General features: G+C 49.0%; 18 protein-coding genes, 1 tRNA gene and 1 pseudogene. 15 read left to right on the forward strand and 5 right to left on the reverse strand.

What is annotated here, in order from left to right; translation table 11 throughout:
* Positions 1-277 precede the first annotated feature (277 nt).
* The 6 genes and pseudogenes from aroQ (at position 278) to NSMM_RS08300 (ending at position 4,376) form a co-directional block, all read left to right on the forward strand.
* Positions 278-718 carry a type II 3-dehydroquinate dehydratase gene (gene aroQ / locus NSMM_RS08280; protein WP_090286477.1) on the forward strand — a complete coding sequence of 147 codons (441 nt, stop codon included), beginning with the start codon at positions 278-280 and terminating at the stop codon, positions 716-718.
* 58 nt (positions 719-776) lie between these two features.
* Positions 777-1,235 carry an acetyl-CoA carboxylase biotin carboxyl carrier protein gene (accB, locus tag NSMM_RS08285; protein ID WP_090286479.1) on the forward strand — a complete coding sequence of 153 codons (459 nt, stop codon included), beginning with the start codon at positions 777-779 and terminating at the stop codon, positions 1,233-1,235.
* Positions 1,236-1,293: 58 nt separating this feature from the next.
* Complete coding sequence (accC, locus tag NSMM_RS08290) at positions 1,294-2,646, forward strand: acetyl-CoA carboxylase biotin carboxylase subunit (RefSeq protein WP_090286481.1); 1,353 nt, start codon at positions 1,294-1,296, stop codon at positions 2,644-2,646.
* Positions 2,647-2,685: 39 nt separating this feature from the next.
* Entirely contained in the window at positions 2,686-3,624 is a 939-nt protein-coding gene (prmA, locus tag NSMM_RS08295; protein WP_090286483.1) for a 50S ribosomal protein L11 methyltransferase, read from the forward strand.
* Positions 3,621-3,725: pseudogene (locus NSMM_RS17055) on the forward strand (zinc-ribbon domain-containing protein); the annotation flags it as partial. The gene prmA and the pseudogene NSMM_RS17055, both read left to right, overlap by 4 nt.
* A 12-nt stretch (positions 3,726-3,737) precedes the next feature.
* Positions 3,738-4,376, forward strand: coding sequence for a DUF3426 domain-containing protein (locus tag NSMM_RS08300; RefSeq protein ID WP_245654738.1), 639 nt, complete (start codon positions 3,738-3,740; stop codon positions 4,374-4,376).
* A gap of 71 nt (positions 4,377-4,447) precedes the next feature.
* On the opposite strand, the gene NSMM_RS08305 is transcribed toward NSMM_RS08300, so the two are convergent.
* On the reverse strand, positions 4,448-5,779 hold the full coding sequence (locus NSMM_RS08305) for an N-acetylmuramoyl-L-alanine amidase (protein ID WP_090286487.1): 1,332 nt from the start codon (positions 5,777-5,779) through the stop codon (positions 4,448-4,450).
* Complete coding sequence (gene tsaE / locus NSMM_RS08310; protein ID WP_245654739.1) at positions 5,743-6,249, reverse strand: tRNA (adenosine(37)-N6)-threonylcarbamoyltransferase complex ATPase subunit type 1 TsaE; 507 nt, start codon at positions 6,247-6,249, stop codon at positions 5,743-5,745. Before tsaE ends, NSMM_RS08305 begins: the two co-directional genes overlap by 37 nt.
* Here tsaE and queG point away from each other — a divergent pair.
* A complete protein-coding gene (gene queG / locus NSMM_RS08315; protein WP_090286489.1) occupies positions 6,244-7,332 on the forward strand; it encodes a tRNA epoxyqueuosine(34) reductase QueG in 1,089 nt (362 codons plus the stop codon). The two genes, tsaE and queG, sit on opposite strands and share 6 nt — an antisense overlap.
* A gap of 12 nt (positions 7,333-7,344) precedes the next feature.
* On the opposite strand, the gene NSMM_RS08320 is transcribed toward queG, so the two are convergent.
* Complete coding sequence (locus tag NSMM_RS08320; RefSeq protein WP_245654740.1) at positions 7,345-8,055, reverse strand: SDR family oxidoreductase; 711 nt, start codon at positions 8,053-8,055, stop codon at positions 7,345-7,347.
* A 158-nt stretch (positions 8,056-8,213) separates the two neighbouring features.
* Between NSMM_RS08320 and NSMM_RS08325 the strand changes: the two genes are divergently transcribed.
* From NSMM_RS08325 to NSMM_RS08355, 7 genes are all read left to right on the forward strand, one after another.
* Positions 8,214-8,684, forward strand: coding sequence for a hypothetical protein (locus NSMM_RS08325; protein ID WP_090286543.1), 471 nt, complete (start codon positions 8,214-8,216; stop codon positions 8,682-8,684).
* A gap of 53 nt (positions 8,685-8,737) precedes the next feature.
* Positions 8,738-9,853, forward strand: coding sequence for an N-acetyltransferase (locus tag NSMM_RS08330; protein WP_090286545.1), 1,116 nt, complete (start codon positions 8,738-8,740; stop codon positions 9,851-9,853).
* On the forward strand, positions 9,850-10,662 hold the full coding sequence (locus tag NSMM_RS08335; RefSeq protein WP_245654741.1) for a nucleotidyltransferase family protein: 813 nt from the start codon (positions 9,850-9,852) through the stop codon (positions 10,660-10,662). The genes NSMM_RS08330 and NSMM_RS08335 overlap by 4 nt, the downstream gene beginning before the upstream one ends.
* A gap of 13 nt (positions 10,663-10,675) precedes the next feature.
* Positions 10,676-11,752: an LPS export ABC transporter permease LptF gene (lptF, locus tag NSMM_RS08340; RefSeq protein WP_090286493.1), complete on the forward strand. Its 1,077-nt coding sequence runs from the start codon at positions 10,676-10,678 to the stop codon at positions 11,750-11,752.
* A complete protein-coding gene (gene lptG / locus NSMM_RS08345) occupies positions 11,671-12,816 on the forward strand; it encodes an LPS export ABC transporter permease LptG (protein WP_342671782.1) in 1,146 nt (381 codons plus the stop codon). Before lptF ends, lptG begins: the two co-directional genes overlap by 82 nt.
* Before the next feature lie 41 nt (positions 12,817-12,857).
* Positions 12,858-14,087 (forward strand): CDP-alcohol phosphatidyltransferase family protein, encoded by a 1,230-nt coding sequence (locus NSMM_RS08350; protein WP_090286497.1) that lies wholly within the window; start codon positions 12,858-12,860, stop codon positions 14,085-14,087.
* A 103-nt stretch (positions 14,088-14,190) separates the two neighbouring features.
* Positions 14,191-14,266 (forward strand) — tRNA-Lys (locus NSMM_RS08355).
* Positions 14,267-14,538: 272 nt separating this feature from the next.
* Here the strand turns inward: NSMM_RS08355 and NSMM_RS16765 are convergent.
* Positions 14,539-14,667 carry a hypothetical protein gene (locus NSMM_RS16765; protein ID WP_281200904.1) on the reverse strand — a complete coding sequence of 43 codons (129 nt, stop codon included), beginning with the start codon at positions 14,665-14,667 and terminating at the stop codon, positions 14,539-14,541.
* A gap of 23 nt (positions 14,668-14,690) precedes the next feature.
* Positions 14,691-14,930, reverse strand: a complete 240-nt coding sequence (locus NSMM_RS08360) for an EAL domain-containing protein (protein ID WP_090286499.1) — start codon at positions 14,928-14,930, stop codon at positions 14,691-14,693.
* 667 nt (positions 14,931-15,597) lie between these two features.
* Here NSMM_RS08360 and NSMM_RS08365 point away from each other — a divergent pair.
* On the forward strand, positions 15,598-15,957 hold the full coding sequence (locus NSMM_RS08365) for a hypothetical protein (protein WP_143001899.1): 360 nt from the start codon (positions 15,598-15,600) through the stop codon (positions 15,955-15,957).
* Positions 15,958-15,981: the final 24 nt, after the last annotated feature.

Here is a 15,981-nt window from a genome sequence, read left to right on the forward strand (position 1 = left end):
GATAGGCATGTACTCATGCCGTGATCACAACTGCTCAGGAAGTTAAATTATATATCTTTCGTTAACTTCGGAGAAAATACATAAAAATCTGTACAATATTAGGTTTGCAGGCCATAATTCCGAGACGTGCTCATTTTTAATTAAAAAAGCTGATGGCTTGTAGCTGCGTTGCCGTGAGTTGTATTTGAGATGATGGTCAGCTAGCTTTCCAGTCAGGTACTGATTTCAGTCGTGGTGTTAAGCCACATTTTTATTCAACCAGTTAACAAGTAACAGCATGGCGACAAAAATCCTGGTTATGCATGGACCTAATTTGAATTTGCTGGGCGTACGCGAACCCGAAGTGTACGGGCGTACAACCTTGGAAGATATTAACAGGAATTTGATAGAAATGGCGCAGGCTGCTGCTATCCAGTTGGCGACATTGCAGAGCAATGCCGAGCATGAATTGATTGATCGGATACAGGCTGCGATGTGCGATGGCACGGATTTCATTATTATCAATCCCGCCGGGCTGACTCATACCAGCATTGCTTTGCGAGATGCGCTTGCCGCTACTCAACTGCCCTTTATAGAGATACATCTTTCCAATATCTACGCGCGTGAAGCTTTTCGCCGGAAATCCTGTTTTTCTGATATTGCGGTAGGTGTTATCAGTGGCCTGGGTGCGGTTGGATATGAGCTTGCGTTAAGATTTGCACTGGAAAGTAGCCACTGATGATTGTGTCCTGCCGGACAGGATTTAATAATTTCCCTAATGCATCTCGGAGAAAAATATGGATTTGAGAAAATTAAAAAAATTAATCGAGCTGGTTGAAGAATATAGCATTACCGAATTAGAGATTACCGAAGGTGAAGAAAAAGTACGAATTAGTAAATCGATAACCTACACGCAATCGGCAGCGGTAGCGCCACAGCAAATTAATGCGGTTGTTTCTGCGACGTCTATGGCTGAGGACGCAGAGAAATTGGATCCTGCGGAGTCTGTTGGTCTGCCTTCAGGGCATCTTGTGAAATCACCAATGGTTGGTACGTTTTATCGTTCTTCAGCGCCGGGAGCTAAGCCTTTTGTCGAAGTCGGGCAGACTGTCAAGATGGGTGATGCCTTATGTATTATCGAAGCAATGAAACTCCTGAACGAAATTGAGGCTGACCGAGACGGTAAGATCAAAGCCATTTTGCTGGAAAATGGACAACCGGTTGAGTATGGTGAGCCGCTGTTTGTCATTGAATAAACGATACAGATAATATTTTTAAGCCATTTACCTGAGGTCACCTCTCATTATTGCAAATATGTTTGAAAAGATATTGATTGCCAATCGTGGCGAAATTGCATTGCGGATCCAGCGCGCCTGTCGCGAGATGGGTATCAAGACAGTTGCGGTTTATTCAGAAGCGGATGCAGAAGCTAAATATGTCAAACTGGCTGATGAATCAGTCTGTATCGGCCCGGCAGCTTCTGCGCAAAGCTATCTGAATGTTCCGGCCATTATCAGTGCTGCCGAGGTCACAGATGCCGAGGCTATTCATCCGGGTTATGGTTTTTTATCTGAAAACGCTGATTTCGCCGAAAGAGTGGAAAAGAGCGGTTTCTTTTTCATTGGTCCACGGCCGGAAACTATTCGGTTAATGGGTGACAAGGTCAGCGCTAAGAATGCCATGCGCCAGGCCGGGGTACCTTGCGTACCGGGGTCGGAGGGCGCCTTGCCGGAATCGGTGGAAGAAGTCAAACGTATTGTCAAGGAAATTGGCTATCCGGTAATTATCAAAGCTGCTGGCGGTGGGGGGGGGCGTGGGATGCGCGTTGTGCATACTGAAGCCGCGCTTTCTAATGCGGTTATCACAACTCGCAATGAAGCAAATGCTGCATTCGGTAATGCTACTGTTTATGCGGAGAAATACCTGGAAAATCCAAGACATATCGAGTTCCAGGTGCTGGCGGATGAGTATGGTAACGTGGTGCATCTCGGAGAGCGAGATTGCTCCATGCAGCGGCGGCATCAGAAAATACTCGAAGAGGCACCGGCACGTGGGATCCCACCGCGGTTGCGCGACAAAATCGGGGAGCGGTGTGTGGAAGCGTGTTCTCGCATCAATTATCGTGGCGTGGGGACTTTTGAATTTTTGTATGAAAACAATGAATTCTACTTCATCGAAATGAATACACGCTTGCAGGTGGAGCATCCGGTGACTGAGGCCATCACAGGTGTTGATCTGGTGCAAGCACAAATTCATGTGGCAGCTGGCGAGAAACTGACCTTGCGGCAGAAGGATATCGTTTTTAGAGGTCACGCCATAGAATGCCGGATCAACGCGGAAGATCCATACAAGCTGACCCCATCGGCCGGGCGGATTACGCAGTACCATGCGCCGGGTGGACCAGGAATCAGGGTGGATTCACACATCTATCACAATTATCGGGTGCCGCCTTATTATGATTCCATGATTGCCAAGATCATTGCTTATGGGGATGATCGGGAAGCGGCGATTGCACGGATGCGTATTGCATTATCAGAGATGGTGATCGAAGGAATCAAAACGAATATTCCGTTACACTTGGACCTATTGTCGGATAGTAATGTACTGAGTGATGCTGTTTCAATCCATTATCTCGAGCAAAAACTCTCAAGATATAACAAAAAATAGTTGATGGCTTGTAATCCTGAGATGGCATTGTAGTTGCTAATGTCCTGGCTATCACTGACTTTTCGGGTAGATGCGCTGCAGGTTGATGTTGTTAGCGACTGCCTGCTGGAACTGGGTGCGCTGTCAGTCGATGTGCACGATGCAGAAGCGGGAACAGCTGAGGAGCAGCCTTTATTTGGTGAGCCTGGCGCGCCTTTGCTGAGATTCTGGGAGCAGGCGGAGCTGACGGTTCTGCTCCAGCCTGATTGCGATGTGGCGGCAATTATGCAAGCCGTCATGCGGTCGGCTAATCTTCCGGCACAACCTGCTTATTGCATAACAAGTATTCAGGAGCAGGACTGGGTCAGATTAACCCAGTCACAATTTTCTCCGATTCAAATTTCGTCGCGGTTATGGATCGTGCCCTCCTGGCACGCGCCACCAGATCCTGCTGCCATTAATCTGAAACTGGACCCAGGACTTGCATTTGGTACAGGTAGTCATCCTACTACCCGGTTATGTCTCGAATGGCTGGAGAAAACCGTGCGGCCATCTGATAGTGTGCTGGATTATGGTTGCGGTTCTGGCATTTTGGCGATTGCCGCCCTTAAGCTGGGTGCAAATCAAGTCGCAGGGGTTGATATTGATCCTAACGCCATCACGGCCAGTCGAGAAAATGCAGCCATCAATCACTGTGACATGTGCCGTTTATCATTTGGTAGTCATTTTTCCTCGTCTGATTGTATCGGCACGGTGAGTACTTCGCCCGTGATCACGCTGGTGATTGCCAATATCCTCACTAACCCATTAATCATGCTGGCACCGATCCTGATGAAAACCTTGCAACCTGGAGGACGCATCGGGCTCTCTGGCATCCTGGAAGCACAGGCTGAAGAAGTCATGCAAATTTATAGCGAGTGTTGCAGGATGCAGATTGCGGCATGTGATCAGGGTTGGGTATTGCTGACAGGCGAGAAATTGTCCGATCGCACCAGATGACCTTTATTACACGCTGCACAAATTGCCACAGTGTTTTTCGCTTGACAGTAGCGCAATTGCGGACTCAGGATGGGAAGGTGCGCTGTGGGCAATGTAGATGCATTTTCAATGCTTTGTCAACCCTGTCTATTGCTGCTGATGCCCAGATAACATCCATTACTCCCCTGATTGCAATTGAGAAAGATAAACAGCCAACTACAGTTGCTGCAGGGACTGTTGATAATGCCGGAGAGGGGTTTAATTTTCTTGATTCCCCTGCAACGTACCGACCCTCTTCCCATAGTTTTAGAATAGCAAATTGTATTTTGTTGGCTTTACTGCTATGGCAAATCATGCATGGCTACCGCAGTGAGGTTGCTATTGTTTCACCTGCGTGGCGCACTCTTCTCGAAAATTATTGTGTTGTCGTGCAATGCGATATTGCGCTTCCACGACAATTGTCCCTGTTGAGTCTAGAATCCTCGGAACTGAAATTCAGCTCTACTGATACAACGGATGAAATTAGCCTGACGGCGACTATACGCAATCACGCCCCCTTTCCCCAGGAATTGCCGGCATTGCTGCTCAGCTTGACCGATGTAAACGATCGAGTGGTCGCGAGCCAGATTTTGCACCCGCAGGATTATCTTGCGCCAGAAGCGCTAGATACAGTCACAACAGGATTTTCGGCTCACCATGAAATTCTGATCCAACGACGATTCAGGCTTGAAGCGATCAAAGCGATGGGGTATCGATTGGAGTTGCGCTATTGATGGTCAGATAAAAAGAAGGTAGTCAGATATTCTCTGCAGGTGATTGTACTACTGCTTAACGCAGCAGTGGCTTATTGAGCGCCGGCGAGCTCCGTGCGAGTCTGCCAAGGGTGATTCGCGAGATGGCGCTTGAGTCCCGATAATATGGCATCGGCTAGTTGATGCTGATATCGCTCACTACTCAGTTTTTTTTCTTCGGCTTTATTACTGATAAAAGCGGTTTCGATCAGAATAGAGGGAATGTCTGGTGATTTCAGGACGGCAAAACCCGCCTGCTCGACATTTTTCTTGTGCAGGTGATTGACGGTGCTGATTTCGGTCAAAACATTGCTGGCCAGGCGGATGCTTTCATCAATTGTGGCTTTCATCGAAAGATCTAGTAAAGTTTGCTTTAAATAATGATTTCGCTTATCCAGCGTGATTCCACCAATCAAGTCGGCGTCATTTTCCTTTTTTGCGAGCCAGCTGGCAGTTGTCGAAGTGGCACCGTTCTCGGATAGTGCATACACCGAAGAGCCGTGCGCCTGTTTGCGTGGTGCGGCATCGGCATGAATGGAGACGAAGAGATCGGCATTGGCTTTCCTTGCCTTGGTGCGACGCTCTGCCAGAGACAGAAAGTGGTCACCATCACGAACCAGGACGGCGCGGATGTTGGGTTCTTTGTCCAGTTTGGCTTTGAGTTTTTTAGCGATGGACAGGGTGATGTGCTTTTCCTGGGCGCCATGACTGCCAACTGCACCAGGATCCTTGCCACCATGACCAGCATCGATGGCGATGATGAATGGCTGTCTTCTGTCAGGCTTGCGACTGATTGCTGCAGTAAGCATGGGTGCGGCGACAAGTTTCTTGGTAGAGATAGTGCCTGGTTTTTTTTCTCGCAGCAATGCCAGGATAGGATCGTGCGTAGTACTTTTATTTTCTGCAGCTAGATCGGGCGGAAACAGATCCAGCACTAGCCGGTGTGCAAATTGGCCCGTTGGTTTGAGGGCGAAGGTTCTGGGAACTACGTTTGCTTTTAAGGCAATGATCAGCCTGGTTATTGTCTGGCTGGTACGCTCTAATTGCAAGGATTTGACCAGGCGGTCACGCGCATGGACTTTTGAAGATAATGCTTCCAGAACGGGATGTGAACCGACATTCTCCAGATCAAGAAAGATCTCTCGGGATGAATCCTGTAAATTGATCGAGAAGTTGATAGGCTGAACAGATTCCAGCGTAACGCGTGTATGCTCCGGGCCATCGTAATACCGGGCAGCTTTGATCGTGTTATTGGCGAGAACTTCCCCGGTGAATAGCGTGGCCAGTATTGTAATCAGACAGAAAAACAGTAATCCGGTGTGGATTGAAGCACCATGATTACGCCTGTTCAGAGAACCCTCGGATTTTGCTGGTGTTGTAAACATAGTATTCCTGCCTCCGTATTTGCCCTGATTGTCGCTATTCTTCCGCGGCTGGCGTAATCAATTGTTATATCAAGATCAGGTGAATCTAAAAGCCCCGCAGCTTTTTCAGGCCATTCAATCAGACAAACCGAATCCGGATTGAAGTATTCCCGAAAACCCGCATCCTCCCATTCACTTGGGTCGTTGAATCTATAGAAATCAAAATGATAGAAGTATAACCTAGAAATTTTATAGATTTCAACCAAATTATAGGTGGGACTTCTGACTTTTCCGGAATGTCCCAGGTGGCGCAGCATGCCACGTACTAGCGTGGTTTTGCCCGCACCCAGCTCGCCATGCAGAAATACGGCCAGCCCACCATGCAATAAAGGGGCGAGTTGTGCGCCAAGTAACAGCGTCGCGTCATCATCTGCCAAGGTGATGCGACTGGGCGGGATGATGTGGGTTTCGGTATGATGCTTGTTATGCAAAAAACAGCTCCAGATAAACAGATAGAAGACTGGTCCCAGCTTACTCGTCTAATCCGGGATTGGGCAAGTGAATTGGGTTTTCAGGCGTTACACATCAGCGATGCAAGTGCTGATACTGTCGCCACTGAAAATGGATTGAATGCGTGGCTGGAAGCCGGTTGCCACGGTGAGATGGATTATATGGCAAAACACGGTATCAAGCGCACTCGCCCCGCCGAGCTGGTGCCCGGTACGCTGCGTGTGATTTCTGTGCGCATGAACAATAAACCCGTCGAGATGGAGAATAGCTGGCATGCAATCAGAAATGGCCAGCGGGCATTTATATCCCGTTACGCGCTTGGCCGTGATTATCACAAGGTTGTACGTGCCAGGTTGCAGAAGCTGGCAGGCAGGATTCGTACGCAGGTGGGTGAGTTCGGCTATCGTGTATTCAGCGACAGTGCGCCGGTGATGGAAGTCGAGTGGGCCAGCCGTAGCGGCCTGGGCTGGCGGGGAAAACATACTTTGTTATTGACGCGTGAGGCGGGTTCTTTCTTCTTTCTCGGTGAAATTTATACCGATCTGCCATTGCTGGTGGACCAACCAGCTCAGAATTATTGTGGCAGCTGTACGCGTTGTATTGATGTCTGTCCGACGCAGGCGATCGTCGCACCGTATCGTCTGGATGCCAGGCGTTGCATTTCCTACCTAACTATCGAACTGAAAGGTAGCATTCCAGAGGACATGCGTCCATTGATTGGCAATCGCGTCTATGGATGCGACGATTGCCAGTTAATTTGTCCTTGGAATAAATTTTCCAAATTAACTGAAGAGGAAGATTTTGCTGTGCGTCATGGCCTGGATGATGTCGCGCTGGTCGATTTGTTCGCCTGGTCGCAATTAGAGTTTGAGGAAAAGCTTGCTGGCAGCCCCATCCGACGCATCGGCCATGAGCGATGGTTGCGCAATCTTGCTATTGGATTGGGAAATGCACCAACCTCACCAGAAATTATCGCTGCACTACAGGCGCGCAGCAATGATCCTTCGCCACTGGTACGCGAGCACGTGCAATGGGCGCTTGCGAGACATGGCAGTTCGGAGTGAGGCTCGTATTTTTTACCAGGGAATCAACTGTCCATCATAGGCAAAAAATTTACCTGAATCGTAAGGTGTTACCCGATTTAGCACTGCTCGCATGCCAGCTACGCTCTGTTGCGCAGAGATCAAGGCACCAGGGCCGCCCATGCGTGTTCGCACCCAGCCAGGATGCAGCAGAATGGTCGTAATATGCCGTGGAGCGAGATCAATCGCCAGGCTTTTAGCAACCATATTGACTGCCACTTTACTAGTGCGATAAGGATAGCTGCCACCCCGTCCGTTATCGGCAATGCTGCCCATTTTGCTGGTGATGATCGCAAACATTTTTAGCCGGCTTCGTTCCAAATGAGTTACGAATGCTTCCGCCATTTTCAGCGGTGCCAACGTGTTGATACGGAAGGTCTCCAGCCAGGCATCATAATTTATGCGACCAAATTCGCCCTGTAGTGCAGGCGGATATACTCCGGCATTGTTGATGATTAGATCTATGGTTTCTCCGTGAAGTGTGTCAGCTAACCGATCAATTGCTGCGAAATCAGACAAGTCGAGTTTGTGAACGAGTAGTTGATCTTCATATGTATTTTTGAGTGTGTGAAGTGATTCTGCGTGATCAGGTTGTCGGCAGCATGCAATAATGCGCCAGTTGTCTGCTGCGAATTGTGTAGCAAATTCCAAGCCAAGGCCGCGGTTGGCGCCGGTAATCAGAATGGTGGATATAGTTTTATTCATAGAGCACTTTTTTTCCGAAAAATTGTCTGTTGATTAACCGTTGCATTGCTACTGCCACCAAGCTGTGGCAATATCAAACCGGTTTCGTGATGGCATTGCCGTCAATTTTATTATTATGTACTGCTTATTTTGCTGTTTGGCAGAAAGGATGGGGAATTTTGGATAATTTTTTTGAGCAGATATGGCTTTATTTTGAGGTGGTGCCTTTTTGGCCATTCGTGCTGTTGGGTTTCGTTGTGATGATCGGGTTGATTGTAGATTATATTAATCGCCGTCGCCGGATAGATGCGGTGGAATACTTCGACTCGGCTTTTCAGGAAGAGCTGGCAGGGCTTTATCCAATCGCTTCGCGTTGGCCTGATGAACTTTCGGTATTTATGCAACCACGTCTACCAATATTATTGGATGCTTTTACTACGCTGCGTAATTTCATTCCACAGGACCAATTGCGTGAATACAATATTGCCTGGAATGAGTTCAACGATTTTTCCCGCACGACTTCACCAAGCGTTGGATCAGATTCGGAAATCTCCCCGGAAGTGGCGAGAGAGCAGCAGCTTTTGCAGCAACAGCAGTTCCAGAAGATGGTAGCTACATTGTTGAGTTATACCGAACAATTCAAGCAATAAAATTGCTCCCTGGAAAATCTCTCGCCATACGTCCGCTAGTTTCGTATGGTGATATGGGAACCTTTATCGGGGTTCCGTGGCGGATATACAAGCACGATCCCATGTGGGTACCGCCATTGCGGCTGGAGCGGCGGCTACATTTCTCCCGCTTGAATCCTTATTTCAAGCATGCACAGTGGCAAGGCTGGGTAGCCTGGCAGGATGCCCAGCCCGTTGGCAGGATCAGCGCGCAGATAGATTTACTGCATCAGCAACGTTATGGTCAGGATCGCGGCCATTTTGGTTTGTTGGAGTGTGTTGATGATCCTGCAGTATGTATGGCGCTGATGCAGACTGCTGAAAACTGGCTATCTGCTCGCGGCGTACGGCATATCAGTGGCCCCTTCAATTTTTCAATCAATCAGGAGTGCGGTATTCTGGTGGAAGGTTTTGACACACCACCAGCGATCATGATGCCGCACTCCCCTCGTTGGTATGGTCGCTTGCTCCGGCAAGCTGGTTATCAGCCCTGTAAGGATCTGCTGGCTTACTGGATTAATACCGATTTTGAAACACCGGCCGTCATGCAGGCGATGACACATAAATATCGTGACCGGATTCACGTCAGAGCACTGCGGCGTCAGAATTTCAGATCGGAAATCAATATCTTGCGGGATATTTTTAATGATGCCTGGTCGGAAAACTGGGGGTTTGTGCCATTTACGGAAGCAGAATTTGCGGAACTGGGGAGCGTCATGAAATGGCTCATTCCGGACGATTTTGTGCAGATTGCAGAGGTAGATGGTGTGCCTGCGGCCTTTATGGTGGCGCTTCCTAACCTCAATGAAATTCTGCATCAATTGAGCGACAAATTATTGCCATTTGGCTGGCTGCAGCTCATCAGACAGGTAAAATCCTGTGCGATGACCACGGCGAGGGTGCCATTGATGGGAGTGCGCAAACGGTTCCACGATACCTCCCTGGGTATGACGCTGGCCTTCAGCGTAATCGATGCGCCTCGCAAATATGGGACTGCCCGAGGAATCCAGGCAGTCGAACTGTCATGGATACTGGAGGATAACGTTTCCATGCGCGCTATACTCGATAAAATTGGCGGCAAGATATACAAGCGCTATCGAATTTATGAAAAAACTTTGTCTGATGGACAGCGGTACGCTGAATCCGTGTGAATGAAAACAGTTATACCGCGCTAGTATTGGCGGCAGATCGCGCTGGGGGTGATCCGGTTGCGTACACGGCTGGTACTGTCTGCAAAGCGTTTGCCCCAGTTGGTGGGTGGCCCATGGTGCTGCGCGTGCTGGATGCGCTGATGGGTTGCGAACAGGTGTCAACGGTATTGTTGTGTGGTCCGCCCCAAGCATTACTTGCGCAATGTCCTGAGCTTGAACAGCGAATTGAATCAGGGCAAGTCGGCTGGATAGAGAACCAAAATTCACCGAGCCAAAGCGCAGCAGCCGGAATGGCACAGGTAGCGGAGGACCGGCGCGTCTTCTTGACAACGGCTGATCATGCACTGCTCTCGACTGAGATGGTGACGTATTTTCTGCAAAAATCTATAGCGCTGGATAATGATGCCACGGTGGGAATGGTCCGGCACGAAGTGATCCAGCGTCAGTTTCCACAGAATAGGCGAACCGTCATACGGCTCGCGGATGCGAATCTATGTGGATGTAACCTGTTTACTTTCAATCCTCGTGGACGTGATCTGGTCACGTTCTGGCAACAGGCGGAAGCCCTGCGCAAGCGACCGTGGCGTCTGGTCAGTCAGGTGCTGGGCTGGCGGGCAGTATGGGCTTATGTGTTGGGGAATCTGTCACTTGATCAGGCGATGCACATTATTTCGCAAAAATCCGGCGTCAGGGTAGCACCCGTCATGTTGCCTTTTGCCGAAGCAGGGATCGATGTTGATAGACCAACGGATTTGCAGCTGGTGGAATCCATTCTGGCTGCTCGCGTATCAGTGACTTCGCAATCATAGCAATCTCATTATCATGAGAATCATCGAGAAATATATTGCGCGTGAGCTACTGCTTCCTTTTTTTGTAGTTACCCTCATCCTGATTGGGCTTTTTACCAGTTTTAACGTGGCACGTTTCCTCACTAGCGCGGTTTCTGAAACCCTTGGCGCCGGGGCAATGTTCAAGCTGGTTGGATTGAAAACGATCATCGCGGCTGAAGTGCTGATTCCTATTGCTTTCTATGTGGCGGTGATTTATGGCTTGAGCCGGCTGAATCGTGATCAGGAGCTGAATGTATTGCGCTCGGTTGGTTATAGTGATACTCACATTACTTTTACCGTTTTCTGGGTAGCCTTGCCCGTGGCGATACTCAGCGGTTTACTGTCTGTTTATGCCCGCCCCTGGGCTTATGCCGAAAGCTATATCATGGATGCTCAGGCGCAAGCAGAATTGAATGCTGATCGATTTCAGCCGGGGCGATTTTATGGCAGTGAAAAAAGTGGCCGGGTCGTATTTGTTCGCGGCAAGAATGAGGATGGGAAACGCCTCGAGGGTGTTTTTCATTACGTTAGAACGACCGGGAAAAGTGAAATCATTACCGCAACCGAAGGTTATCAGCGAGAGCTAACCCTCGAACAACCGGCTCGTATCGAACTGTTCGATGGCAAGGCGTATCGTCTGACACAACCTGCGGTCAAAGACACGATGATCCGCTTTGAAAAACTGACTTATTTCAATGAAGATGAACAGGCTATGGAGTCTCGGCGAAAAGCGGCATCGACTCGTGCGTTATGGAGTAGTGAGCAGCCACGTGAAATCGCCGAGCTGCAATGGCGGCTTTCACGTCCAGTGGCTACCATCCTACTCGCGCTGATGGCAATCTCGTTTACCAAGACAGCGCCCCGCAAGGGAAAAAATGATAAAACCTTCATCGCCGCAGCACTGGTGTTTGCGCTCTACTATAATCTGAGCGGGCTGGCAAAAACTTGGGTAGAACAGGGTGTTGTTGCCGCTGTGCCTGGTATCTGGTGGCTATATGGCGTTTTCTTCCTGGCAGTGATATTACGTTTGTGGGATATCAGGGCGATGCTGTCTGCGAGGCAAAGTTGAAGGTCATTGCACGTTATATTTCCTGGGAAGTCTTTGTTGGCATGATAATTGCTGCCGTCATTCTGTTGCCACTGTTCAGTTTTTTTGACCTGATTGATCAACTCGACGACGTTGGCAAGGGAACATACGGCATCAAAGATGCTTTTTTGTATATGCTGATGCTGGTACCACGCCGATTTATCCAGCTGGCACCATTCATCGCCTTGTTGGGTACAGTGGGTGCACTCGGAGTGCTGGCGGTTAATCTGGAGCTGGTAGCGTTACGAGTGGCAGGATTGTCTCCCCTGGCCATCAGCTTGCCGGCAGTAGGGGTGGGGTTGTTGCTGACCAGTTTGATTGTCGGACTCGAGTACCTGGTTGCCCCACAGCTGCAGCAAAAGGCCACCGTGCTCCGTGCGGTTGCGCTGGAGCAGAGTGTGGAGCTGGGTCGTGGTCTCGGCATCTGGACACGAGATGCGCAGAATATTCTACGTATAGGGGAAATGCTGAACCAGAATCTCGGTCGGGATATCGAGATTATTCACTTCAGTCGGCAAGGCACAATGACTGCCCATGTGCAGGCACAGTATGCCGATATTATCGATGATGGTCTGTGGAAATTGCATGAAGTTACCGTGCGAACCTTTACGCCAGAGAAAATTGCGGCAACCCATACGAGTATTGCCAGCTGGCGTTCATTTCTGGGACCGGAAGATGTCGCAACTTTGACGAAACCCCCTGAGAGTCTTACTCCACTTGAATTGATGCGGCATACTGAATTCCTGCAGGATACCGGACAGCAGGCCGACGCCTATTTGCTGGCCTTGTGGCGGAAAGCAGGCGCGGTTGTCATGACTACCGCGATGGTGCTGGTCGCGATTCCTTTTGTGTTTGGCTCAGTACGGGAAGGGTTGAGCGGAAAACTGGTGCTCGCTTCCCTGATGGGAATAGGTGTTTATCTGCTGGATCAAATTATTGCCAACGCCGGATTAGCGTTCCATCTCAACCCGATCTTCACTTCGTTATCCCCAGGGCTGTTGTTGATTGCTGTGGCAGGGTATTGGTTGCTGCGGCGCGTTGCCTGATGGCGAATCTGTTTCTAACAACTTGACTGGACAAATTCAGAATGACGGAAGCCATTTTTATCCACCTTATCGGCGATAGCGCCGCCAAACTCTGGGGGATCAGCGGCCGGCAGCGTTTACAGCGTATGCTGACAGAAACGAAATCAGCATTTAAGCTAGTCGAGAACTGCTCAGATCTACCTGAAAATGCTCGTGTTTTGCTGATGCGTGCGGATTATTTGTATGATGGCAGGGTACTAAAAGCCTTGCTGTCTTTTGATCCATTCATGATGCTGGTTGCGGATGACGACCAACCGGTTGCCATTCTCAGCCCGGTGAGCGAAGCAAGTATGATGCGAACGGTATTGCAGAGGAAGACACCAGTTCCTGCCGCGCTATCCCCTAAAAAACTGGCAGATATTCAAGTCGGAATGCAGCAGAATCTGAAAAAGAAAGACTCCCCTTACATTTTGCCGATAAGTGAGGAAAATCGCGGCGTACTGGAGCAGGAATTATTCTCGGCGTCTTATAAAGGCGTCACGGATCTCGTTACCAAATGGGCATGGCCACTGCCGGCATTCTGGGTGACTCATTTATGCGTGCGCCTTGGCCTGAAGCCGAACCATGTCACTCTACTGAGTCTGCTGTTTGTGATACTGGCCGGATGGGCGTTCTGGGAAGGTGAGTTTGGCCGGGGGTTGCTGCTAGGGTGGTTGATGACCTTTCTGGATACGGTAGACGGCAAACTGGCGCGTGTCACACTGACTTCCAGTAAGATCGGCGACATCCTTGATCACGGGTTGGATATCGTTCATCCGCCGCTTTGGTATTGGGCATGGGGGCTGGGTGTAATGGCCACAGCCACCCCATTGGCGGAACTGGAATGGCTTATCGGGTTGATGTTTCTTGGTTATATTGGGGGGCGGCTTTGTGAAGGTGCCTTTCAGCTCTGGCTGGCGCCATTTGATCTGTTTATCTGGTGTAAAGTGGACTCGTTCAACCGTTTGATTACCGCCAGACGTAATCCTAATCTGCTGCTGCTAACTTTCAGTTGGCTGGCGGACAGACCAGACATCGGGTTGGTGCTGGTCGTAGGCTGGCATCTGTTATCCACACTGATACTGTTCGTCAGACTGATGATGGCGTGGCGCGAGCGTGCTCGGATTGGCAGATTACATTCATGGATGGAACCAATTGATCCTGTCCAAAATCGTGATCAGCTTGCGGTAAGGGTTTTTACCCGAGTGTCATTGGCAGATCGTTACGGTAAGGCAAATACAGGTCGTTTTTAATGAGATTTTGGGTGAGTAAGTTGCGTGGGTAAACTATTCTGTTGCGCAATATTGGAAGTAAGTGTTTCAAAAACACGCTTGCATTGGTATAATGCCGAGCTTTGGGTCGTTAGCTCAGCTGGTAGAGCAGCGGACTTTTAATCCGTTGGTCGCGAGTTCGAATCTCGCACGGCCTACCAAATAAATCGGGGGGGTTAGTCAAGCACTAGCGCACTAGCTCTTTTTTTCTGAACATGGCAATCTAACCACGCTCCCATCACATCCACTCTCTATTCCAGCTGCTGCAGCCCTCACTCAAGTGCTCGGTTGTATGCCCGAAGTGATCCACCATAACCCTGGATTCTCAGCCGTCTGAATTCTTCAACTCATCGCAGCTTGTGCCAGCCTGACGACGCCATGCGCTGCTTGTGATTTCTCAATGAATGGTATTCCAGAATAATTAAAGCAAAGGCTATAGCCACAAATATTTATTCGAAATGACTTGAAAAATATAATAATTTATTTCAGCATTGAGCCTTGCCTGTCCACCCTCAGTTTCATTCTTACTCAGATAAACCAAACGGTATATTTCTTTGTTCATTGCGTTGCTCCGGAACGGTTAAGTTACATTCCATTCTCGGCAAGAAACGCAGCTATTTCCCTGGCAGGGTTAGGTCTGCTGATCAGGTAATCTTGTGCTGCCATGCAACCTCCCAGGGTCAGTCGGGTATATTGATCTTCCGATTCGACACCTTCAGTCAGAGTTTGCATGCCAAGGCTTTTTCCAAGAGAGAAAATGGTTTTAATTAACATACTGGATTTGTTGGCTTGCTCGCCACGCAGAAACGATTGATCAATTTTTATTTTGGAGAAAAGGAAAGCTGTTCAAGTAGCTCAGAGATGACTAACCGGTTCCGGAATCATCCATAGCAATCGAGCCCCCTGTTTTCTGAATAACCCATAATTGCTCAGTAGCGTTCTCGATATTTTTGATTAGTAACCCTTCTGTTATTTCGAGCGTAACCGTCCAGCCTTCCCATCTACGCAGTCATGATTTTTCGTATTACCATCCTCTTCGTTACTTTACTGGAGGATATCCAATGGCATTGCAAAATCATCAACAAAAGCATATCTGAGCATTACTTGCCCAAGTTTGTAGCTTAGAAGGTTGACGGAAGAACAAATTTAGACAATCCTGGGATGATCTACCCTAGAGTGTCTAGTTTGTGTCTTCGTTGATGGTTGTGGCAGCATTCTCTTCGCGACGACGTTAATCGAAATGACTCTGCAGGAAGCGTTCACATGGATGATGTATGGTTCTGTGCGTTAACGCACAGAACCGATTTGCACATACGGGTTATTCTGCAGTCCTTACTCATGGAACAACTTTTTGCAACTTATTGCCGATTCTGCGATCCGACTAGGCTATGTCATAGAAAATCATAATATTATAATATATTAATTCATACAGAAAAGGGGAGGCGGAAAAATGAAAGAACAGGTCAGTGCTAAGGTATCGGAGCTCGTGGACATGGGGTGGAGACCCTGCACCTCCACGGAAACAACCGCATCGCTCACCACTCGAGGGCCGTTTAACTGGTGGCTGTTCATCATCATCGTCATCCTGTTTCCGATTGTGGGTGGGCTTTTCTATTTGGGATTCTGGCTTGCTACATCTCGGGCGACGATCTACGTGTTTGAGAAGGACGGTGAAATCCAGATATCCGGGGACGCTTGGATGGTAGATTTGCAGATGGCAAGACGCGAAGCGCTCATCCAGGAGCTACGCCAGGTCAAGGAACAGGGGTTCTGGAAGGTCATGTGGCCCAAGATGCTTCTGATGGCCATCATGTTCGGTCTGTGGGTGCTCCTTATCGTGTGGATTTTTTAACCGGAAAGAGGTGAAGTGGTAGCA

The sequence above is a fragment of the Nitrosomonas mobilis genome (assembly GCF_900103035.1).
GTDB lineage: Bacteria > Pseudomonadota > Gammaproteobacteria > Burkholderiales > Nitrosomonadaceae > Nitrosomonas > Nitrosomonas mobilis.

Excerpts from the sequence above, each read along its gene's own strand:
- queG (WP_090286489.1), top strand. The coding sequence starts at position 6,244 with ATGCAAAAAACAGCTCCAGATAAACAGATAGAAGACTGGTCCCAGCTT.
- NSMM_RS16765 (WP_281200904.1), bottom strand. The coding sequence starts at position 14,667 with ATGAACAAAGAAATATACCGTTTGGTTTATCTGAGTAAGAATGAAACT.
- NSMM_RS08365 (WP_143001899.1), top strand. The coding sequence starts at position 15,598 with ATGGGGTGGAGACCCTGCACCTCCACGGAAACAACCGCATCGCTCACC.
- NSMM_RS08350 (WP_090286497.1), top strand. The coding sequence starts at position 12,858 with ATGACGGAAGCCATTTTTATCCACCTTATCGGCGATAGCGCCGCCAAA.
- lptF (WP_090286493.1), top strand. The coding sequence starts at position 10,676 with ATGAGAATCATCGAGAAATATATTGCGCGTGAGCTACTGCTTCCTTTT.
- accB (WP_090286479.1), top strand. The coding sequence starts at position 777 with ATGGATTTGAGAAAATTAAAAAAATTAATCGAGCTGGTTGAAGAATAT.
- prmA (WP_090286483.1), top strand. The coding sequence starts at position 2,686 with ATGTCCTGGCTATCACTGACTTTTCGGGTAGATGCGCTGCAGGTTGAT.
- NSMM_RS08330 (WP_090286545.1), top strand. The coding sequence starts at position 8,738 with ATGGGAACCTTTATCGGGGTTCCGTGGCGGATATACAAGCACGATCCC.
- NSMM_RS08305 (WP_090286487.1), bottom strand. The coding sequence starts at position 5,779 with ATGTTTACAACACCAGCAAAATCCGAGGGTTCTCTGAACAGGCGTAAT.
- NSMM_RS08320 (WP_245654740.1), bottom strand. The coding sequence starts at position 8,055 with ATGAATAAAACTATATCCACCATTCTGATTACCGGCGCCAACCGCGGC.
- aroQ (WP_090286477.1), top strand. The coding sequence starts at position 278 with ATGGCGACAAAAATCCTGGTTATGCATGGACCTAATTTGAATTTGCTG.
- accC (WP_090286481.1), top strand. The coding sequence starts at position 1,294 with ATGTTTGAAAAGATATTGATTGCCAATCGTGGCGAAATTGCATTGCGG.